We start from the raw sequence: 16,722 nt of genomic DNA, 5'->3' as shown, positions 1-16,722 counted from the left end.
CCGCCCCGCGTGCCCGGTTCCTTCCCCGGGGCTTTGTAAAACTTGCAGGGCGCTAAAACCATTTTACCCCCGCCGGGGGGGGGGGCCCCCCCCCCCCCCCCCGGCCCCGACGGACCACGGCCGCCACCGGGAGGCAGGCACCCCAGCGCCACCTGCTGGGCTGCGCCGCACAGGTCGGCACCGCCCGCGGCGACACCCACCCCGCGGGCCCGACCGCCACGATCCGGCGCCGCAGGTCTGGTCCGCTGCTGTCGGGTACGCCGCTGCGCGACGTACCCTCGCTTCGTGGGAGGAGGCTCGATGAGCGCCAGCAGGATCGCGATCGCCACCTTGGACGACCGGCATGCCGACGCCGTGCTCGACATCTACCGGCTCGGCATCGCCACCGGCAACGCCACCTTCGAGACCGAGCCGCCCACATGGGACCGTTTCACCGCCACCCGGCTACCCGGGCACCGCTGGGTCGCCGTCGATCCGGCCGGCCGGGTCCTGGGCTGGGTCGCCTGCTCTTCCGTGTCCGACCGGTGCGTCTACGCCGGGGTCGTCGAGCACTCCGTGTACGTACACCCGGACGCGCGAGGTCGAGGGGTCGGGCGCACGCTGCTGGAGGCGCTGATCGCGTCCACTGAGCAGGCCGGAATCTGGACCATCCAGTCCGGGGTCTTTCCGGAGAACACCGCCAGCCTCGCCCTGCACGCGGCCTGTGGCTTCCGTACCGTCGGCACCCGCCGTCGCATCGGCCGCCACCACGGCGCCTGGCGCGACGTGACGCTCATCGAGCGCCGCAGCGCGGTCGTCGGGTGATCGGGGCCGGGGCGGCCGCCACCCGGTAGCCGGTCAGCGACGCCGGGCGTCGTCGAGGATCACCGTCAGCCGGGACAGGCACTCGCGTGCGAACGACGGGTACGTGTCCCAGTAGTACGGGACTCCGCTGATCCCGACGCAGATGGCCCAGGCCCGGGCACGCAACCACGTCACGTCGTCGAGGCCCACGCTGTCCCAGTACGCCTGCCGCGCCTCGGCGGGAAGGTCCCACACCGGGGCGTGTTCGGCGTCGGGGTGGCCGACCGAGAGACCACCGAAGTCGATGATCGCGTGGAGCCTGCCCCCGTGGGCCAGGAGGTTGGCGGGCCGCAGATCCCCGTGCAGCCAGACGTGCCGGCCGGTCGGCTCGGGCAGGGCGAGCGCGCTCCGCCACAGCTGTCGCAGCGTAGCGACGTCGAGGCCGCCGATGTCCCGGCACTCCGCGAAACTCCGGCTGACCGACTCGTCGCAGGGTTCCAGGGTGCCGCCGCGGTACCAGCTGAGTTCGCCCTCGCGGGCCGCGCCCATGAGGTCGACGGAGTGCAGGCTATGCACGGCCGTCGCCAGGTCCCGGCCGAACATCGCCCAGTCGGTGACGGTCGTCGGGCTGGCGATCCCGCCGTCGATCCAGCGGTAGACGGACCAGGCGGCGGGAAACCTGGACGTCGGCTCCCCGGCGTGGACGGGCTCCGGGATGCGGCAGGGCAGGTGCGGCGCCAGCCGAGGAAGCCACGTCCGTTCCTTACGCAACGCCTTCGCGTTGCCGGCGGTACGCGGCAGCCGTACGAGCAGCTCGTCGCCCAGCCGGTACATGGTGTTGTCCGTGCCCGACCCGGCGAACACGACGGGCAGGTCGGCCCACTCCGGCCGCTGGTCCTTCAGCAGGGACCGGGCGACGTCCTCGTCGACCCGGATCTCGTTCTCGTGCAGCATAAAACGAGATACTTTCCCGCCTCGCCCGAGGATGCCAGCGATTATCCGATCGAGCACCCGCTCAAGCGGCGGAACTATACGGGCACCCAGCGGTTTGTGACCACTCCCTGGTCTTCGGCAGGCCTGGCTCGGGCCGTTTTGGGAGTCATGAGCTGACCTCAATAGCAGCGCCCACCCGGGATCTGCACTTCAGCTCGCATTAAATGAGGGAATCGCCGATGCAGGCGCCGGAGTTGTCATGTCACTCATGACATCGACCCGGCCAGAAGCAACCCACATAACGACCGTTTCACCAAATTCGCGGCCATTCCAACCCGGCTGGCTCGCGATCAGCCTGTGGGGGCTGCACGGCCTTTCTCGCCAGCCGCTACGGCTATGAGGAACACGCCTGACCCACACAGCTTCCGTGGCAGTTCAGAAGAAGAAGAAGAAGAAGGCCTTGACCCCACACCTACGGCCACGAGCTCAATGAGTGCACTGCCTGCTACCCAGATGCACGGGACCGCCCCCTCATTGCCCTGATGACGAGAGAGAGCCAGACCGCCAGAATGAGGATGACGGAGATTGACGCTACCATTGCATAGTGCGGCACATGAACTGCCAGGATCGAGATTGCGATTGCTGAGCAGATCAGACCAAGGACTATGTTGATACGGGGGCTCACGATTTTCCTTTGCGGTTTGATCGTTGTTTACTCGAATTACACGCGCACGGCTCGCGGCACCGTCGCCGCCCCCCTCTCCGTCCTGCCTTTTCAGGCTGCCACCAGGGTCCGCCGAGCAGCACAGACCGACAACCGACAATGTCGGATTCGGTGGAAGTCATGATCCCCGCCAGAGACATTACTGTCCGAGACGACGCACATCAATCCCGTAGCGGAACTTTTTGATCTCAAGAGTGGTAGCCGACATTTAGCTGGAGCGTAAGGCCGCAGTAGCATCCCGGCCCTTCGGCAGCAACCCCGAGTTTCCATAGGGCCGCAAATCGGAATACGCTCCCGACTTCGCTCGGTTCGGCCCACCCCACGCTGGCCGCAACCGTCGACGTCGCCGACGGCCGCCACTTATGTCGACGCCACCACCGATTCGGGCCACTGCCGTCGCCATTGGACTAGATCATCCACATTGGTCTCATTGACGGTCGAGCCTAGCCGACCGTCCGCGGCCACCGGCCATCCGGGTACGACGAGCGACGATCCGAACTCGGTGAGCTCGGTCCCCCGCGCCACCGCGCGGGTGCGGTTCCCTGCGCATGCAGTGCGGCCGGCTGCTCCTCGCCTTTCTCCTCCGGCGCGACACACCACCGTCACCGGGACACCTCGGTCCGTCCGGCGGCCGGCACGGTGGGCGCGGAGGGCTCCCAGGCCACCCGGCGCTTATCGGAGGATCACGTGATCGTCCCTATCTCCGTCGCGGCGCTGCTCCTACGTCATTGTCCGCGGGCCGTTGCGGAACGGAATAATTCCGCGGCATGCGGGGACGAATCGTCGCGGCCGGCCGGTGGTGCGGGAAGAATCGGCGGCTCGTCCGCCGTGCGCTCCTCGCGGCGGTCGTCGCCGCGGTGCTGGTGGGCGGCGGGACGGTGGCGAGTGTGGTGTGGATCCGCGGCGGCGCGGAGGGCCACATCTACGACGAGGCCGTCGTGCCGGACGCGCCGGTCGCCCTGGTCCTGGGCACCAAGGTGGACGCACACGGCAGGCCGTCACCGTTCCTCACCGCCCGGCTGGAGATCGCCCAGCGGCTCTTCGAGGCCGGCAGGGTACAGGCGATCCTGGTGTCCGGCGACAACATGAACGCCGACTACAACGAGCCCGGCGCGATGCGGCGGTGGCTCGTCGACCGGGGCGTGCCGGCGCGGAAGGTGGTGCTGGACCGGGCCGGCTTCGACACGTACGACTCGTGTGCGCGAGCGAAGCGGATCTTCGGGGTGCAGCGCGCGACGGTGGTGACCCAGTCCTTCCACCTGCCCCGGGCCGTGGCGCTCTGCCGCCGCCTCGGTATCGACGCCAACGGCGTGGGCGACGAGACGGCCAAGCGGAACGCCAGGCGGTGGCGGGTCAGCTCCGCCCGCGAGTACGGCGCCTGCGTGAAGGCGGCGCTGGACCTGCTCTCCGGCCGGGACCCGGTCCGCCTCGGCCCACGGGAGATCGGCGTCGACGACGCGCTCCGGGACGAATGAGACCCTGCGGGACGGCCGACGGCCGGGCTCGGAGCGCGGCCGGTCAGCCGGTGCCGAGCTCGTACGGGTAGGTGTCGGCCGGGTCGTACGGCTCGTCGGCCAACTCGACGGCCTGGGAGTGCTCGTACGCGTAGTAGACGTGGGCGCAGCGCGGATGGGCGGTCACGAGGTCGCCGGGGATTGGATCCGCACCCTTCCAGTCGTCGCGTTCGGTAACTACGCTGTTGCTCAATCCAGCAACACCGACGTGCCGCCCGGCCTGAAGCACTGCCTGCCGCCTCTCAAGTTCGGGCCGTCTTACGCCATACGTCCACCGGGCCGGTGGAGGTTAGTCCCCCATCCCACACGGATCCAGCACCGTTGGCACCGCCAGAGGTCGGTTCAGCCTGCATCTGCGGAGGAAACATGGGACATCAGGAGTCGTTGAGCCGGATCATCGAGGAGATCGTCGTACCCCAGGCCGGGGACGTCGACCGGTCCGCCACCTTTCCGCGCAAGGCCGTTGACGCGCTGGCCGACGCGGGCCTGCTCGCACTCACGGTGCCGGCCGAGTACGGCGGCGGCGGGCAGGACCTCCGCGCCGCCACCGACGTGATCCGGCAACTCTCGACGGCCTGCGGGTCCACCGCGATGGTCGTGATGATGCACTACAGCGCGGTGGCCGCGTTGACTGCCACGGAATCCGGCGACGTGTTGCGTGAGATCGCCGCCGGACGTCACCTGAGCACGCTGGCCTTCTCCGAGGCCGGTTCACGCAGCCACTTCTGGGCACCGGTGAGTACGGCCACCGACGAGGGTGACCAGGTACGCCTGGACGCCCGCAAGAGCTGGGTCACCTCAGCCGGCCAGGCGGACAGCTACGTCTGGTCGAGCCGTCCCCTCGTCGCCCCAGGACCGATGACGCTGTGGCTGGTCACGACCGGCGAGGCGGAGCTGTCCATCGGCCCGGAGTTCGACGGCCTCGGCCTGCGCGGCAACGACTCCCGCCCGGTCACCGCCGCCGGCCTGGTGGTGCCGCACAGTGCCCGGCTCGGCGCCGACGGCGCCGGCCTGGACCTCGCGCTCAGCGCCGTGTTGCCCTGTTTCCTCCTGCTCAACGCCGCCGCGAGCGTCGGACTGATGCAGGCCGTGACCCGGGAGACGGCGGACCACCTGACCCGCACCCGGCTCCAGCACCTGGACCGGTCGCTGGCGCAGCGGCCGGAGTCCCGGGCGATGCTGGCCCGGATGCGGATCGAGACCGATCGCACGGCGGCGCTCCTCGACGGCACGCTGACCGCGATCGAGCAGGGACGCACCGACGCCCAACTGCTCGTCCTGGAGGTGAAGGCGGCGGCCGACGGCAGTGCCGCCGAGGTCGCCGACCTGGCGATGACGGCGTGCGGCGGGGCCGCGTTCCGCAAGGAACTGGGTATCGAACGTCGGTTCCGGGACTCCCGGGCCGCCCGGGTGATGGCCCCCACCACGTCGGCGTTGCTGGACTTCGTCGGGCGGGCGCTGAGCGGTCTACCGCTGCTGGACGGACCCGAGGCATGAGCGACACCCTGCTGCTCGGCGCCGTCGCCTACGACCCGAAGGTCGTGACCATCTGGGCCGGCTTCCGCTCCTGGTTCCGGGACCGCGGACTGGACCTCGACTTCGTCCTGTACTCGCAGTACGAACGGCAGGTGGAGGACCTGTTGGCCGGCCGGATCGATGTGGCCTGGAACTCTCCGCTGGCCTGGCTGCGCGCCCAGCGGCTGGCCCACGCGCAGGGCACGACCGTACGCGCGGTCGCGATGCGTGACACCGATCGTGACCTCACCTCTGTCATCGTGGTTCGGGCCGATTCGCAGCACCGCACGCTGACGGATCTGCGGGGCCGGACCGTGGCCGTCGGTGCGATCGACTCACCCCAGGCGACGCTGCTGCCACTGGCGCTGCTGCGCGCCGCCGGCCTCGACCCGGACGTCGACATCGATCTGCTCCGGTTCGACGTCGGCGTCGGTCTGCACGGCGATCACGTCGGTGGGGAGCGCGACGCGGCGCAGGCGCTGCGGGTCGGACGTGCCGACGCCGCCTGTCTGATCGACGCGAGCCTGCTGCTGTTCGGGCGGGAAGGCACGCTACCTGCGGGTTCGGTGCGCGTCCTCGCCAAGACCGAGCCGTACGACCACTGCAATCTGACCGCCGGGCCGGCCGCAGACCCGGCGCTCGTCGACCACTTCGGCAAGCTGCTGCTCAGCATGTCCCACGCGGACGACACGGCCCGGCCGTTGCTGGACCTGGAAGGACTGAAGAAGTGGCTGCCGGGCCGGACCGACCGCTACGCCGCGCTGGACCGGGCGGTCACCGAGACCAACTTCTACGATCCACAGGGAGCACTCGGTGCTGCCGGCTATCGACCTTGAGGATCTCAGCCTGGACGCCGGCGGTCACCTGCTGATCGACCGGGCGTTGGCCGGTCTGACGCCCGGTGACCGGCTGGTGGTGCGCGGTCGTCATCCGGCACTCACGGTGCACCTGGCCGCCTGGTGCCGCGCCGAGGGGCACCGGCTCGATCCGGCGGCCGACACGCCGACCGTCATCCGGGGCCGGGCCGACCTGGACCGCTGGCAAGGCGCGCAACGGGCCGGCCGGACGGCCGACGACGTCGTCGCACACGCCAGCCGCCGGTGGGGGCTGGCCGCCCGGGGCGCGCTGGTGGAGCCCGGCGGCCCTGCCCTGGCGGTCGACTGGGTCGACCGCGACCTGGTCTGGGCCGACCTCGCTCCACGCCTGTACGCCCAGGCCACGGCCAACCAGTGGGATCCGGCGACCGCGGTGGACTGGGCGGCGGCCGTGTCGTTGCCGGACAGCGTCGAAGACGCGGTCGTCCAGGTGATGACCTACCTGGTGGAGAACGAGCAGGCGGCGTTGATGATCCCGGCCCGGCTGCTGTCCCGGCTGCATCCGCATTTCCGCGAGGTCATGCAACTGCTCGCCGCGCAGGCCGCGGACGAGGCCCGGCACGTGGAAATCTTCACCCGCCGTGCCCTGCTCCACCGGGACACGCTCGGGCTCTCCGGAGCCGGTGGCCGGGCGTCCCTGCAGACCCTGCTGGAGGAGCCCGACTTCACCCTCGCCTCGTTCCTGCTCTCCGTTCTGGGCGAAGGCAGCTTCCTGGATCTGCTGCACTTCCTGCACCGGCACGCACCGGACCGGGTCACCGCGGACGTCACCCGGCTCGCCGCCCGCGACGAGGCTCGTCACGTCGCCTTCGGGGTCGCCCACACCGCGCACGTCGTCCGCACGGATCGCGCCTTCCTGCACCGGCTGCGTACGGCCGTCGAACGGCGTCGCGCGGCGCTGGCCGACACCGCGGGGCTGAACAAGCAGGTCTTCGACGCGCTGGTGATCCTCGCCGCCGGGTCCTGGACACCGACGGCGATCCGCCACGGCTGGCAGGAGGTGCTCCGTCTGCAACAGGCGATGGACGAGGGCCGCCGCAGGCGGCTCGAATACATCGGCTTCCCGGCCGACGAGGCCGCCGCGATCTCCGCGTTGCACACCCGCAACTTCATGTGAGAGTCGCCAACGCCCGCACAGGGTCGGTTCGGTTCCTCAGGCGTACGAGGGGCGGTCCGGGTCCAGCAACTCGGTGATACGACCACGATCGAGCACCTCGATGAGGGCAGAAGTCCCGCGTTCGATCTTGACACCCAGCTCATCGAGGTGCAGCGGGATCAGCGCGAGCAACGTGATCCGGCTGCCGTCGGGGACCTCGATCGTCCGAGCCTCGGGGGCCACGCGCAGCATCGGCGTGACGACGACACCGGCGAACGGGGTACCGGCGGCGTACGGCAGGGCGGGGTCGCCGTTCGGCACCGAATGCCACTCGCCGATCCAGGTCCCGTACTCGTGCGGCAGTCGAGCGATCTCCTTGAGGACTCGAACCGGCCAGCCGCTCGGTTCCTCGCCCAGCCCGGTCACCTCGGTCAGCGGCCAGTCGGGCGGCAGGCTGAGCATCAGTTCGGCGTACGGGCTGAGGTCGTGGCCGTCCGGGACCGTCATCGGCAGTTCACTCATCCCCGACGTGATCAGCGTCCGGTACGGGCGTCCCTCGGTCGGTCCCACGACGTGGACGTGCACACCGACCAGGTGCGAGGCGATCTCGTGATAGACGAACTCGACGGGCCCGAAGTACTCCTCGATGTGTCGATCGATCGCCTTTGCGAAGGCCTGCCGCGGCCCCCGCGCCGGCACGAACCCTCCGTGCAGCGGCTGGTGACGAAGGACCCCCGACCCGCGCGGCTCATCCATGGCGACGCAGCCTAGACCACGAAACTCGCGTTGCCGTCGACAGCTATGCGGCGCCGGGCACGAACCAGGAGGCAACAACCCCCACGATCAACACCAGGCCGCCACCCCAGCCCGCGAAAAGCCCCACCTTCAAGCGTTGGCCACCGTACGCGGACAGGAGGAGCACGCCGGCCAACAGGAACGTCTGCATGACCGCGTACGTGCACAGCATTGCGTAGACGACGCCGAAGCGACCGCCTGCGTCGAGGTCCACATCGCTTCCGCGAGCGCCACCGGCCAACCGCGCAGCGACGCCCATCGCGGCGATGGCCAGCAGGTGACCGAGCCCAGCCAGACCAATGCCAGCCAGGACCGGTTGCCAGCCGGGGCGGGGCTCGCCAGGTCTCACGGCACCAATCGGCTCTGACGTGCGCGCCCCGTTCGTGCGGCGGGATTCCTGCGTATTCATAAATGGTCGAAGAACCGAGTGAACCAAGTCGCATCGGCTCCCGGGCCGAAGACCCAGCCGTTGGGCCCGTCGTATGGCGCGGCGAGGATGTGCCCGGGCACGACGAGATAACCGAGTCCGGCAAGAGCCTGTTCGATCCGCCGCCGGTCGTCGGGGTGCAGGTAAGGTTTCTGGTCGCTCGGACTGGACGCTGCGTACGTGGCGAGGCCACCCACCGCGCTCACACTCACGACCAAGGGCAGCGGAATCCGTGTGCGCTTCGTGTGGCTGCGGCTGGCCTCGGCGGGGATCTGGATGCTGCCGAAACAGGCGGAGTCCTGGGCCAGCGCTGAGTCGCACGGGCAACCGTAGGTTTCGCTCAACCGCGCTGTGAGTCGCTCAAACCGGCCCTGGGTCCCAGCGTGGTCGAAGTCGCGTCGCACCTCCAGGCCATCGCCTTCACCTCGTGCCACCCGCTGGTTCAACGCCCCAAACATCGGCTCCGGCATGGTCCCCGTTACCAGGGCCCGCAGGATCGACTCCCGTCCAATGCTCTCCGGTGGCGCAACTGGCTCGTCCAGCGCCCGGAGCATTGACCACCAATCCGCGTCAACCATTGACACGCGTGCACCGTACCACCGGGCTACGGAGCGACCAACTGACCGCCGCACGCATCCGAACGAGTCCGCCGACAGCCGGCTTCGTTGATGTCAGTCGCAGATGTCAGCGGTCCGTCTTGCCGGGCAGGGCGTCTCCGTCCCCGATCGTCCGCTCATGCTCGCCGATTCGGCTGCTCACTCGGCTGCTCTCCTGTGTACGGCGAGCGAGCCCCTCGTTGGAACTATGATCGGTGGAGGAGGTGCCTCATGCCTTTTGTCGCCGGTGCCGCACTCCTACTCGCCGGGGTGGCCATCCTGCTGCTGCCCGGCCGGTTCGTCCGAGCCGAACAGAAGCTGTACGCCCCCATCGTCGGGGCACGTTCCGGCCGGATCCTGACCCGCTTGGTCCTGGTGATGGTCGCGGCCACCCTCATCGCGTCCGGCACGGCGTTGATCGCACAGACCGCCACATCCGCTTGACTCTGAACACCCGCCCCGGGCAGGCAGGGCGAGACCGGCACCAACCTGCCTACACCGAGGACGGAGTAGCGTCCGAGAGCGTTATGGGCGAGAGCAGCACGGATTGGCAGGCGGAATGCTGAGGGTCGAAGAGCTGGAGGCCGCGCTTCCGTCGATGACACAGTGGCGTGCGCCGGCGCGGCGTAGCGTGGACTGGGCCGCGCTCGGGGCGGACCTCGGGACGGCTCTGCCCTCCGACTACCGCTCCCTGGCAGAGGCGTACCCGACGTTGATCATCGACGATTTCCTCACGGTGTCCATTCCTCGGCCCGGCGCAGAGGCGGCGTGGGCGTCCGGGGTCCGGTACTCGTCCGAGATCCTTCAGGACCTGTACGAGATGGATGACACCGAGAACTATGTTCCCTACCCGGAGCCGGGCGGCCTGGTCTGCTGGGCGAATTCCGATTCGGGGGACGCCTTCTACTGGAGGACGAGCTATCCCGACCCGGACGCCTGGCCGGTGGTCGTCCGCGGAGCCAACGGCGACTGGTCGGAGTTCCCGGTCGGTGCCGTCGAGTTCCTGGCCGGCGTCTACGGGCGCACCATCGATGTGCCGGGCATGCCCAGCAGCTTCCCGAGTGACGACCCGAAGGTGCTGGGCCTGAGCGACCGCATCGACTGAGTCGGCAACTGATCCGCAGGCACCTGGAGTCACCGCCTCTACGCGCGCTACGTCGTGCTCGCGACCATGGGTCCCGGCGTGGCGAGCTTCGCGGGTTGCGCTGATCGGATCTGGATCTCGACAACGCGACCCGTCACGGTCGCTCAAACCGCCCCCGTGCCGTCCGGAGTTGGTCGCCGCCTCGCGCTGACTGAGCTGGGTGAGATTCCTAGACCAGCCCCTCAATCGGGGCAGCTGTCAACCGCTCTGATCCACTGCGATGCTCGCTCCCGCGCGGCCTTGTTCGCGGCCAACTCCTCCAGCAACGATCTGGCTTTGCCGATAGCCATTTCCCATTCATCGCAGCTTCCGGTTGTGCGCTCCCGGTCCGCCCAATAGGTGTACGAATGCAGTTCGCCATATGCCCTGATGAGCCCCGATTGAGAGTCCCTGGCGCCAATCGCCGCCCTCATCGCGTCTCTGGCGACCTCGTAGTTGCCCAAATTGAAATTGCTGCACGCTTTCACGTGGAGCAGGCCTATGCGCAACGTCAAATGTGGCGGATCTTTCCTCAGACCTTTTTCCGCGAACTCTGCCGTCCGCCCATCTTCACTCACGAATTTGAAGGCGAGCGCCACCGCATAGCACTCCGACGCCGTTCCGCCGTCGTCGAGATGATCGATTATGTCGGCTGCCTGCCCAGCCAGCGCCAAGGTCTCGGTTACCGCATCCCCACGTTCCGTCACACCGATTCGCTGGCCGTCCGCGTCGGTAATATCTTCGGAACCATCGCGCTGCAGAGCGGTCATTCGCTGGATGAGCTGCGACAGCTCCGACCGCGCTGCCAACTCTTGCTGATCGCCGTTCTGCTTCCAACCGAAGTACGAAGCAGTCAATGATATGAGCAGCGCCAGAATTGCTACCACCACAGACGCGTCCCGATACCATAGGCGCCGCGGCGCGCTCTGAGCCTTCTCGAGAACGTCCAGTCTCGCCGAAATAGTGACGACGGCACTGCTCAGATCCGGGTCTGTCGAGCCGGTTCGCAGCGTTTCGGGTCGACCCTGCCTCGGCCTGCCAGGATGACGCCTAGTCAAGTCCTGTCTCCATCGGGTCGGTCGGGTATCGATCCCAGGCTAGGAAGCCACCGCAACCCGCTCGTGGACCGCCCCCGACGGACACCGGCACAGTGGCGCAGTTGACCCAACCTCGCCCGGTCACGTCCGTCCCGGAACGGACCCGGCTCCCCGGTGCGGAGCCGGCCGCCGGCGGCGTTTGAACCATGTCGCCGGCAGCCGGCCGGCTGGGACGGTCGCTACTGTCTCCGGGGTGAGTGCCCCCTTCGCCGCGATCCTCCAAGGGCTGATGGCCATCGCCGCCTTGGCCGGCAAGCGCTGAGCCGAGCCTCCGGGCTTCCCGCTGTCCGCGCCAGCCGCCGGGCATCCGGCGTGACGGTCGCAGAGCGACAGCGGCCGGCGCGCGCCCCGGCGGCGGCGCCTGCGGCCGGTCACGGGCCGCCTTTAAGACGTACAGAAACCCTGAACGGGGATTCTGGTGACGGTGTGTCCGGTCTCGGGACCTGCGTGACAGATCGGTATCAGGACCTGGCTGACGCTTCCCTGCCGGTAGCACGCCGTCACTTGACCCCAGACCATGGCCGCACATCCGCATCCACCACAGCCGCTGGATGGTACGACTAGTTCAAGAGCGACAATAACGGCAGAAGCGGGCGAGCCTATGGCGACGAGTCGAGCGGGCGGACTGCTGCGGAGCCCCGGGCAGGCGCAGCAGGCAACGTTCCTGGAGTTGCTCTTCGACGTGGTGTTCGTCTTCGGGCTGTTCCGGCACAACCAGTGGCTGTTTGAGAATATGACGTGGAGTGGCATCTTCCGGACGCTGGTGTTGCTGCTGGCCCTGTGGTGGGTCTGGTCCCGCGTCGCGGGGGCAACCGACAGGTTCGATCCGCAGCGACCGTCGATACAGCTGCTGGTCATCGCGTCCATGTTTGGCGTCCTGGTGATGGCCGCTGCGGTGCCGGAGGCGTTCGGCAAGTGGGGCTGGGCCTTCGCGGGCGCGTACGTCGCCATTCAGCTTGGCGTCAGCGCCGTTCTCGCGCTGCTGGTGCGGGGCCACGAGGCGCAGCGCGTCTTTCTGAGGTTGCTGTTCTGGTCCGGCTTGTCCGCGGTGCCGTGGATCGCAGGAGCCGTGGCGCACGGTACGGCGCGTCTGGCCCTGTGGACGTTGGCGGTGGTCGTGGACTACATGGCGGCCGGACTCCGTTTGCCGACACCGGGGTTGGGTCGCCTTGATCGATCGGAGCTCGCGATCACGGGCGAGCACTTGGCCGAGCGCTTCCGGCAGTTCTTCATCATTGCGCTCGGTGAGTTGTTCCTGATCACTGGTATGGCGTATGGCAACAATGGCTTCGCGGTCGAGCACAGCGCCGCAATATTGGTGTATTTCGCTACCATCGTACTATTTTGGCGGATCTACATCTACCGCGCTGGGGAGCTGTTGGCGGAAGCCATCGCAGCCGCGGGCGATCCGCTGCGCCTCACCATCACGACGACCTACGCTCAGCCGATCATGGTGGCAGGCCTCATCGCCACCGCCAACTGCGTCCGTCACGTCGTCGGCCAACCATTCGGACACGTGCAGCTGATCTGGCTCGCCATGATCCTCGGAGGACCCGCGCTGTTCCTGGCCGGGCGCGGAATCTTCGAGTACGCGGTCTTCGCCCGCGTGTCCCGCAACCGGCTGATCGGTGTCCTGGTGCTCGCCGCCATCTCACCGGCAATGATCCGAGCGCCGCGGCTGGTGAGCTCCATCGCCGCTGCTCTCGTCCTGGCCGGGATCGCAATATCTGATACAGCCCGCGCCCGAGGACGCCCACCCGAACCCCCGTCACCGCCCGGCTAACCGGAAAAGTGTCACGCAGGTGCCGAGACTGATCTGTCACGGGACGTGGGTGACACGTCCGGCTAGACGATCTCGTGTGAAGGTAGCCAGCTACGCGTCGAGCGGCTACGTCTTGGCTGCGTTGCCCAGCGCGTCTAATACCAAAAGGCTTTGATCACGGCGTGTTCGGCTTGCGCGGCCCGCGCGTAGAAGGTGCGTAGGTCGTTGTGGTAGCCGAGGAAGACGTTCCTGGCCGCGTTCTTGTCCTCCCAGCCGATGTATGGCTTGGAGAGTTCCGCCCCTGCGATCTGCCAGCGTTCGTCGAAGGAGACGATGCGGAGGAACTCGGCCGTTCCTCGTGTCTCGACGGGGCTGAGGATGACGAACGGCGGTTGGTCCTTCGTCGGGCTGAAGACCTGGCGGCCGCCGAAGATCGGCAGAGCGCTGGCGGTGTTCGTGGCGTCACCCTTGTCCGTGCCCATGGTGTAGAGCTCGTCGACGTGGCCGAAGTCCTTCTCGATGGAGCCGGCGATGCCAGCTGCGTACTCTTCCGGGTGCGCCTCCCAGGCGGACCACATGAAGTCGAGCAGCGACGTGAAATCCTGTGGGATCTCGTTGGAGGCCGTGGCCCGCAGGTGCATGTGAAAGCTCACCGGGCTGTTACTCCTTGCGCTGGACGGGGGCGAGCGGGGCGGCTGCTCGTCGTGGGGGCTTTGGTTTACGGGCTTTGAATCTAGCGATGGCCTCGGTGGTGGATCGGGCGACCTCGGTGATCAGCTGGTCGGCGTCATAGACGCGGAAGGCGATGTCGGCGGCTTCGACGGTGAGGGTTGTTCCGGCGCGGGCGATGCCGACGCGGACGCGTTGACCAGCGATGACCAGCGATGACCAGCTCTCTGGAGGCACTCGCCGCAATGGCCGACGTGACTCCTGCCACAGATCCGCACTGCACCACCGCGTTTGTCGAACGCCTGCACTGCGTCGCCTGGCAGGAGTCCGACGACGAGATTTGGTACCTGCACCTGGCGATGGAAGACCCTGATCAGGGCAGCGCTTGGGTCCTCACCGGCAACGACTTCGACTGACCAGACAACGCACCGTCCGTCAACGCCTCACACCAGTGCACGCCCGAAGACTGAGGGCTTCCGTAGCAATGTCTTCGGCTATGAGCGGGCCTGGACCCCGACGCGATCGTGCCGCCGCCGGCCGGGTTCACCATCGATGACCTCGTCGACGGGCTGCGGCACGCCGCCCGACAGGTCGCCTTCCACAGCCCCCACCACCCCGACCGGCCCGAGGGCTGGTCGATCGCGTGGGTGACCCCGACAAGGGCGTCGACATCCGCCCCATCACCACCGGAACCGGCGGAGACGTCACCGATGGCATGGTCGCCGGTTACCTTGCCAAGTACGCCACCAAGAGCACCGAGGCCACCGGGCACACCTCCACCCGCCTGACCGCCGACACGATCGGGGACTACGCCGACCCCGACGGCAACCACACCGCCCGCCTCATCGACGCCTGCTGGCGTATCGGCCGACCCACCGGCACACCCCAGCCCCTGCTCGACCGGCCCCGGGAACACCGACCCACACCCGGCTTCGTCCAGCGATGGGAGTGCGCCGACTGCGGCACCCCAACCCGCTACGCCGCCTGCCCCGTCTGCGTCGCCCAGCGTCAAGCCAGCCTTGACACCGAATCGACGAAACCAGCACCCGCCAGCCCGTACGCCCGCCTGCGGCGGTGGGCGCACATGCTCGGCTACGGCGGCCACTTCCTCACCAAAGGCCGCCGCTACTCCGTGACCTTCCGGCTCCTGCGGGACACCCGCGTTGCCTACCGACGACACGAACACCACCACCAGGCCGACGAGCAGACCGGCACCCTCCGCGCCGTCGACCACCTCGACGACGACACGACGCTCATCGTCGGCACCCTCACCTTCGCCGGAGTCGGCTGGCGCACCACCGGAGACGCCCTCTTCGCCAACACCGCCGCCGCCATGGCCCGCGAACGACGAACCACCGGCCGCGAAGAACTCGCCCACGAACACGCCACCACCCCGACCGGCGTTCTGGGCGTCCCGCCACACGTCGTCCAGGCCATCGCCCGGCACGCCGACGTGAAGATCACGCTCAAGGTCTACTCGCACGCCAACCTTGATGCCATGCGACAGGCGCTCGGGAAGCTCGACGGACGGCTCACGTGACCGCTATTGCTGTCACCGTTGCTGGTGGGCGCGGCAGGTTTCGAACCTGCGACCCCTCGCTTGTAAGGCGAGTGCTCTCCCACTGAGCTACGCGCCCGGAACGCCCGTGCGGCGGGCCGGTGGCTGGCAAGCTTACCTGCTCGCTGCCGGCCCGGTCGCACGGCGTGGCCGGATCGGGTCAGCCGGTGGCCTCGGCCAGCGCCTTTCGCCAGGCCTGCTGGTCGCGGGCCTCCCCCGGCATGTTCATCTCGGCGTACCGGACGGTGCCGGCCTTGTCGATCACGAAGGTGCCCCGGTTGGCGACGCCGGCGATCTCGTTGAAGACGCCGTACGCCTGGGCGACCGCACCGTGCGGCCAGAAGTCGGCGAGCAGCGGGAACTGGTAGCCCTCGCGGTCGGCCCAGATCTTGTGGCTGTAGACCGAGTCGACGCTGACGGTGAGCACCTGGGCATCGTCGTTGACGTACTCGTCGAGGTTGTCCCGGACCTCCGCCAGCTCGCTCTGGCAGACACCGGTGAAGGCGAGCGGGTAGAAGACCAGCAGCACCGTGCGCCGGCCGCGGAAGCCGGAGAGCCGCACCTCCTGGTTGTTCTGGTCTTTCAGCACGAAGTCCGGCGCCTCCGCGCCGACCGCCAACGGCATAGGTGAACTCCTTGAATCGGGACGACATGAGCCACCCCGGCGGCGGAGCCGCCGGGGTACCGGGCTGCCACCTGTCGTCACCGGGGCGGCCGGGGGGCTACTTCTTGCTCTTGGCTCCGCGGCGCAGGACGAGGCGCGCGCCGCTCCAGTCCCGGCCGGCGTTGACCGTCGAGGTCTGCTGGAGGCCGGCGGTTGGAGCGGACTCGGCGATCTCGCTCGGCTCGACGTGTCCCTCGCGCCCTGCCTTGGGCGTGAGTAGCCACACGACCCCGTTGTCGGCCAGCGGGCCGAGGGCGTCGACGAGAAGTTCGAAGAGATCACCGTCGCCGTCGCGGTACCAGACCAGTACCGCGTCGACCACCTCGTCGGTGTCCTCGTCGACCAGATCTCCACAGCGGTCAGTCAGTGCGTCGCGGAGATCGTGGTCGACGTCTTCGTCGTACCCCATCTCCATGACGACCATGCCCGGCTCGATTCCGAACCGGTCCGCCAGGCTGCGTACCCCGTCGGCGGCCTGACCAGCGGTCGCGCTCACTGTCGCGTGCCTCCTCATCTCGTCCCTGCTCGACGCCGGTTCGACGCCGTCAGGCAAAGTCCACACAGTTGTGCGTCCCCGCGCAAGTGGCGCAC

Annotated in this window: 18 protein-coding genes, 1 tRNA gene and 1 pseudogene; 10 read left to right on the top strand and 10 right to left on the bottom strand. The window is 68.4% G+C overall.

From position 1 onward, the window contains the following. Nucleotides 1-300 precede the first annotated feature (300 nt). A complete protein-coding gene (locus ABZS42_RS09690) occupies nt 301-804 on the top strand; it encodes an N-acetyltransferase family protein (RefSeq protein ID WP_355143511.1) in 504 nt (167 codons plus the stop codon). Nucleotides 805-837: 33 nt separating this feature from the next. Here the strand turns inward: ABZS42_RS09690 and ABZS42_RS09685 are convergent, their stop codons facing one another. Further along, nucleotides 838-1,737: an aminoglycoside phosphotransferase family protein gene (locus ABZS42_RS09685; protein ID WP_355143510.1), complete on the bottom strand. Its 900-nt coding sequence runs from the start codon at nt 1,735-1,737 to the stop codon at nt 838-840. Nucleotides 1,738-3,207: 1,470 nt separating this feature from the next. Between ABZS42_RS09685 and ABZS42_RS09680 the strand changes: the two genes are divergently transcribed. Then, nucleotides 3,208-3,915 (top strand): ElyC/SanA/YdcF family protein, encoded by a 708-nt coding sequence (locus ABZS42_RS09680; RefSeq protein ID WP_355143509.1) that lies wholly within the window; start codon nt 3,208-3,210, stop codon nt 3,913-3,915. A gap of 43 nt (nt 3,916-3,958) precedes the next feature. Here the strand turns inward: ABZS42_RS09680 and ABZS42_RS09675 are convergent, their stop codons facing one another. After that, a complete protein-coding gene (locus tag ABZS42_RS09675; RefSeq protein WP_355143508.1) occupies nt 3,959-4,147 on the bottom strand; it encodes a hypothetical protein in 189 nt (62 codons plus the stop codon). Nucleotides 4,148-4,320: 173 nt separating this feature from the next. Between ABZS42_RS09675 and ABZS42_RS09670 the strand changes: the two genes are divergently transcribed. The 3 genes from ABZS42_RS09670 to ABZS42_RS09660 are packed head-to-tail and all read left to right on the top strand — an operon-like array spanning nt 4,321 to nt 7,461. Beyond that, a complete protein-coding gene (locus tag ABZS42_RS09670) occupies nt 4,321-5,451 on the top strand; it encodes an acyl-CoA dehydrogenase family protein (protein ID WP_355143507.1) in 1,131 nt (376 codons plus the stop codon). Further along, nucleotides 5,448-6,305: a PhnD/SsuA/transferrin family substrate-binding protein gene (locus ABZS42_RS09665; RefSeq protein ID WP_355143506.1), complete on the top strand. Its 858-nt coding sequence runs from the start codon at nt 5,448-5,450 to the stop codon at nt 6,303-6,305. Before ABZS42_RS09670 ends, ABZS42_RS09665 begins: the two co-directional genes overlap by 4 nt. After that, a complete protein-coding gene (locus tag ABZS42_RS09660) occupies nt 6,283-7,461 on the top strand; it encodes a ferritin-like domain-containing protein (RefSeq protein ID WP_355143505.1) in 1,179 nt (392 codons plus the stop codon). Before ABZS42_RS09665 ends, ABZS42_RS09660 begins: the two co-directional genes overlap by 23 nt. A gap of 36 nt (nt 7,462-7,497) precedes the next feature. Here ABZS42_RS09660 and ABZS42_RS09655 read toward each other — a convergent pair whose 3' ends face one another. From ABZS42_RS09655 to ABZS42_RS09645, 3 genes are read right to left on the bottom strand one after another with little or no spacing between them, the layout of a single operon-like run. Next, the gene (locus ABZS42_RS09655) at nt 7,498-8,196 is read right to left on the bottom strand and encodes a suppressor of fused domain protein (RefSeq protein WP_355143504.1); all 699 of its coding nucleotides are present in this window, start codon (nt 8,194-8,196) and stop codon (nt 7,498-7,500) included. Between the two features lie 43 nt (nt 8,197-8,239). Then, entirely contained in the window at nt 8,240-8,584 is a 345-nt protein-coding gene (locus ABZS42_RS09650) for a hypothetical protein (RefSeq protein WP_355143503.1), read from the bottom strand. A gap of 56 nt (nt 8,585-8,640) precedes the next feature. Then, nucleotides 8,641-9,246, bottom strand: a complete 606-nt coding sequence (locus tag ABZS42_RS09645) for a hypothetical protein (RefSeq protein WP_355143502.1) — start codon at nt 9,244-9,246, stop codon at nt 8,641-8,643. Between the two features lie 243 nt (nt 9,247-9,489). On the opposite strand from ABZS42_RS09645, the gene ABZS42_RS09640 reads away from it, so the two are divergent. Together ABZS42_RS09640 and ABZS42_RS09635 are read left to right on the top strand one after the other, a co-directional pair. Continuing rightward, the gene (locus ABZS42_RS09640) at nt 9,490-9,702 is read left to right on the top strand and encodes a hypothetical protein (RefSeq protein ID WP_355143501.1); all 213 of its coding nucleotides are present in this window, start codon (nt 9,490-9,492) and stop codon (nt 9,700-9,702) included. Nucleotides 9,703-9,817: 115 nt separating this feature from the next. Then, the gene (locus tag ABZS42_RS09635) at nt 9,818-10,363 is read left to right on the top strand and encodes a hypothetical protein (protein ID WP_355143500.1); all 546 of its coding nucleotides are present in this window, start codon (nt 9,818-9,820) and stop codon (nt 10,361-10,363) included. Nucleotides 10,364-10,584: 221 nt separating this feature from the next. Here the strand turns inward: ABZS42_RS09635 and ABZS42_RS09630 are convergent, their stop codons facing one another. Continuing rightward, nucleotides 10,585-11,271 carry a hypothetical protein gene (locus ABZS42_RS09630; protein WP_355143499.1) on the bottom strand — a complete coding sequence of 229 codons (687 nt, stop codon included), beginning with the start codon at nt 11,269-11,271 and terminating at the stop codon, nt 10,585-10,587. 808 nt (nt 11,272-12,079) lie between these two features. On the opposite strand from ABZS42_RS09630, the gene ABZS42_RS09625 reads away from it, so the two are divergent. After that, nucleotides 12,080-13,261 (top strand): low temperature requirement protein A, encoded by a 1,182-nt coding sequence (locus ABZS42_RS09625; RefSeq protein WP_355143498.1) that lies wholly within the window; start codon nt 12,080-12,082, stop codon nt 13,259-13,261. A gap of 134 nt (nt 13,262-13,395) precedes the next feature. On the opposite strand, the gene ABZS42_RS09620 is transcribed toward ABZS42_RS09625, so the two are convergent. Beyond that, on the bottom strand, nt 13,396-13,893 hold the full coding sequence (locus ABZS42_RS09620) for a DUF1877 family protein (RefSeq protein WP_355143497.1): 498 nt from the start codon (nt 13,891-13,893) through the stop codon (nt 13,396-13,398). Between the two features lie 231 nt (nt 13,894-14,124). Between ABZS42_RS09620 and ABZS42_RS09615 the strand changes: the two genes are divergently transcribed. Then, complete coding sequence (locus ABZS42_RS09615; RefSeq protein ID WP_355143496.1) at nt 14,125-14,325, top strand: hypothetical protein; 201 nt, start codon at nt 14,125-14,127, stop codon at nt 14,323-14,325. 93 nt (nt 14,326-14,418) lie between these two features. Beyond that, nucleotides 14,419-15,302: pseudogene (locus ABZS42_RS09610) on the top strand (replication initiator); the annotation flags it as partial. 169 nt (nt 15,303-15,471) lie between these two features. Here ABZS42_RS09610 and ABZS42_RS09605 read toward each other — a convergent pair. The 3 genes from ABZS42_RS09605 to ABZS42_RS09595 all read right to left on the bottom strand — a co-directional run bounded on the left by ABZS42_RS09605 (nt 15,472) and on the right by ABZS42_RS09595 (nt 16,627). Beyond that, nucleotides 15,472-15,546: transfer RNA gene (locus ABZS42_RS09605), tRNA-Val, on the bottom strand. An 81-nt stretch (nt 15,547-15,627) separates the two neighbouring features. Continuing rightward, nucleotides 15,628-16,092 carry a peroxiredoxin gene (locus tag ABZS42_RS09600; RefSeq protein ID WP_355143495.1) on the bottom strand — a complete coding sequence of 155 codons (465 nt, stop codon included), beginning with the start codon at nt 16,090-16,092 and terminating at the stop codon, nt 15,628-15,630. A gap of 97 nt (nt 16,093-16,189) precedes the next feature. Then, the gene (locus ABZS42_RS09595; protein ID WP_355143494.1) at nt 16,190-16,627 is read right to left on the bottom strand and encodes a DUF3052 domain-containing protein; all 438 of its coding nucleotides are present in this window, start codon (nt 16,625-16,627) and stop codon (nt 16,190-16,192) included. Between the last annotated feature and the right edge of the window lie 95 nt (nt 16,628-16,722).

The sequence above is a fragment of the Micromonospora sp. NPDC005367 genome, assembly GCF_040606825.1.
GTDB lineage: Bacteria > Actinomycetota > Actinomycetes > Mycobacteriales > Micromonosporaceae > Micromonospora.
This window is presented reverse-complemented; position numbering and strand designations above follow the sequence as displayed.

Excerpts from the sequence above, each read along its gene's own strand:
- ABZS42_RS09690 (WP_355143511.1), top strand. The coding sequence starts at position 301 with ATGAGCGCCAGCAGGATCGCGATCGCCACCTTGGACGACCGGCATGCC.
- ABZS42_RS09685 (WP_355143510.1), bottom strand. The coding sequence starts at position 1,737 with ATGCTGCACGAGAACGAGATCCGGGTCGACGAGGACGTCGCCCGGTCC.
- ABZS42_RS09680 (WP_355143509.1), top strand. The coding sequence starts at position 3,208 with ATGCGGGGACGAATCGTCGCGGCCGGCCGGTGGTGCGGGAAGAATCGG.
- ABZS42_RS09670 (WP_355143507.1), top strand. The coding sequence starts at position 4,321 with ATGGGACATCAGGAGTCGTTGAGCCGGATCATCGAGGAGATCGTCGTA.
- ABZS42_RS09665 (WP_355143506.1), top strand. The coding sequence starts at position 5,448 with ATGAGCGACACCCTGCTGCTCGGCGCCGTCGCCTACGACCCGAAGGTC.
- ABZS42_RS09655 (WP_355143504.1), bottom strand. The coding sequence starts at position 8,196 with ATGGATGAGCCGCGCGGGTCGGGGGTCCTTCGTCACCAGCCGCTGCAC.
- ABZS42_RS09640 (WP_355143501.1), top strand. The coding sequence starts at position 9,490 with ATGCCTTTTGTCGCCGGTGCCGCACTCCTACTCGCCGGGGTGGCCATC.
- ABZS42_RS09635 (WP_355143500.1), top strand. The coding sequence starts at position 9,818 with ATGCTGAGGGTCGAAGAGCTGGAGGCCGCGCTTCCGTCGATGACACAG.
- ABZS42_RS09625 (WP_355143498.1), top strand. The coding sequence starts at position 12,080 with ATGGCGACGAGTCGAGCGGGCGGACTGCTGCGGAGCCCCGGGCAGGCG.
- ABZS42_RS09615 (WP_355143496.1), top strand. The coding sequence starts at position 14,125 with ATGACCAGCTCTCTGGAGGCACTCGCCGCAATGGCCGACGTGACTCCT.
- ABZS42_RS09600 (WP_355143495.1), bottom strand. The coding sequence starts at position 16,092 with ATGCCGTTGGCGGTCGGCGCGGAGGCGCCGGACTTCGTGCTGAAAGAC.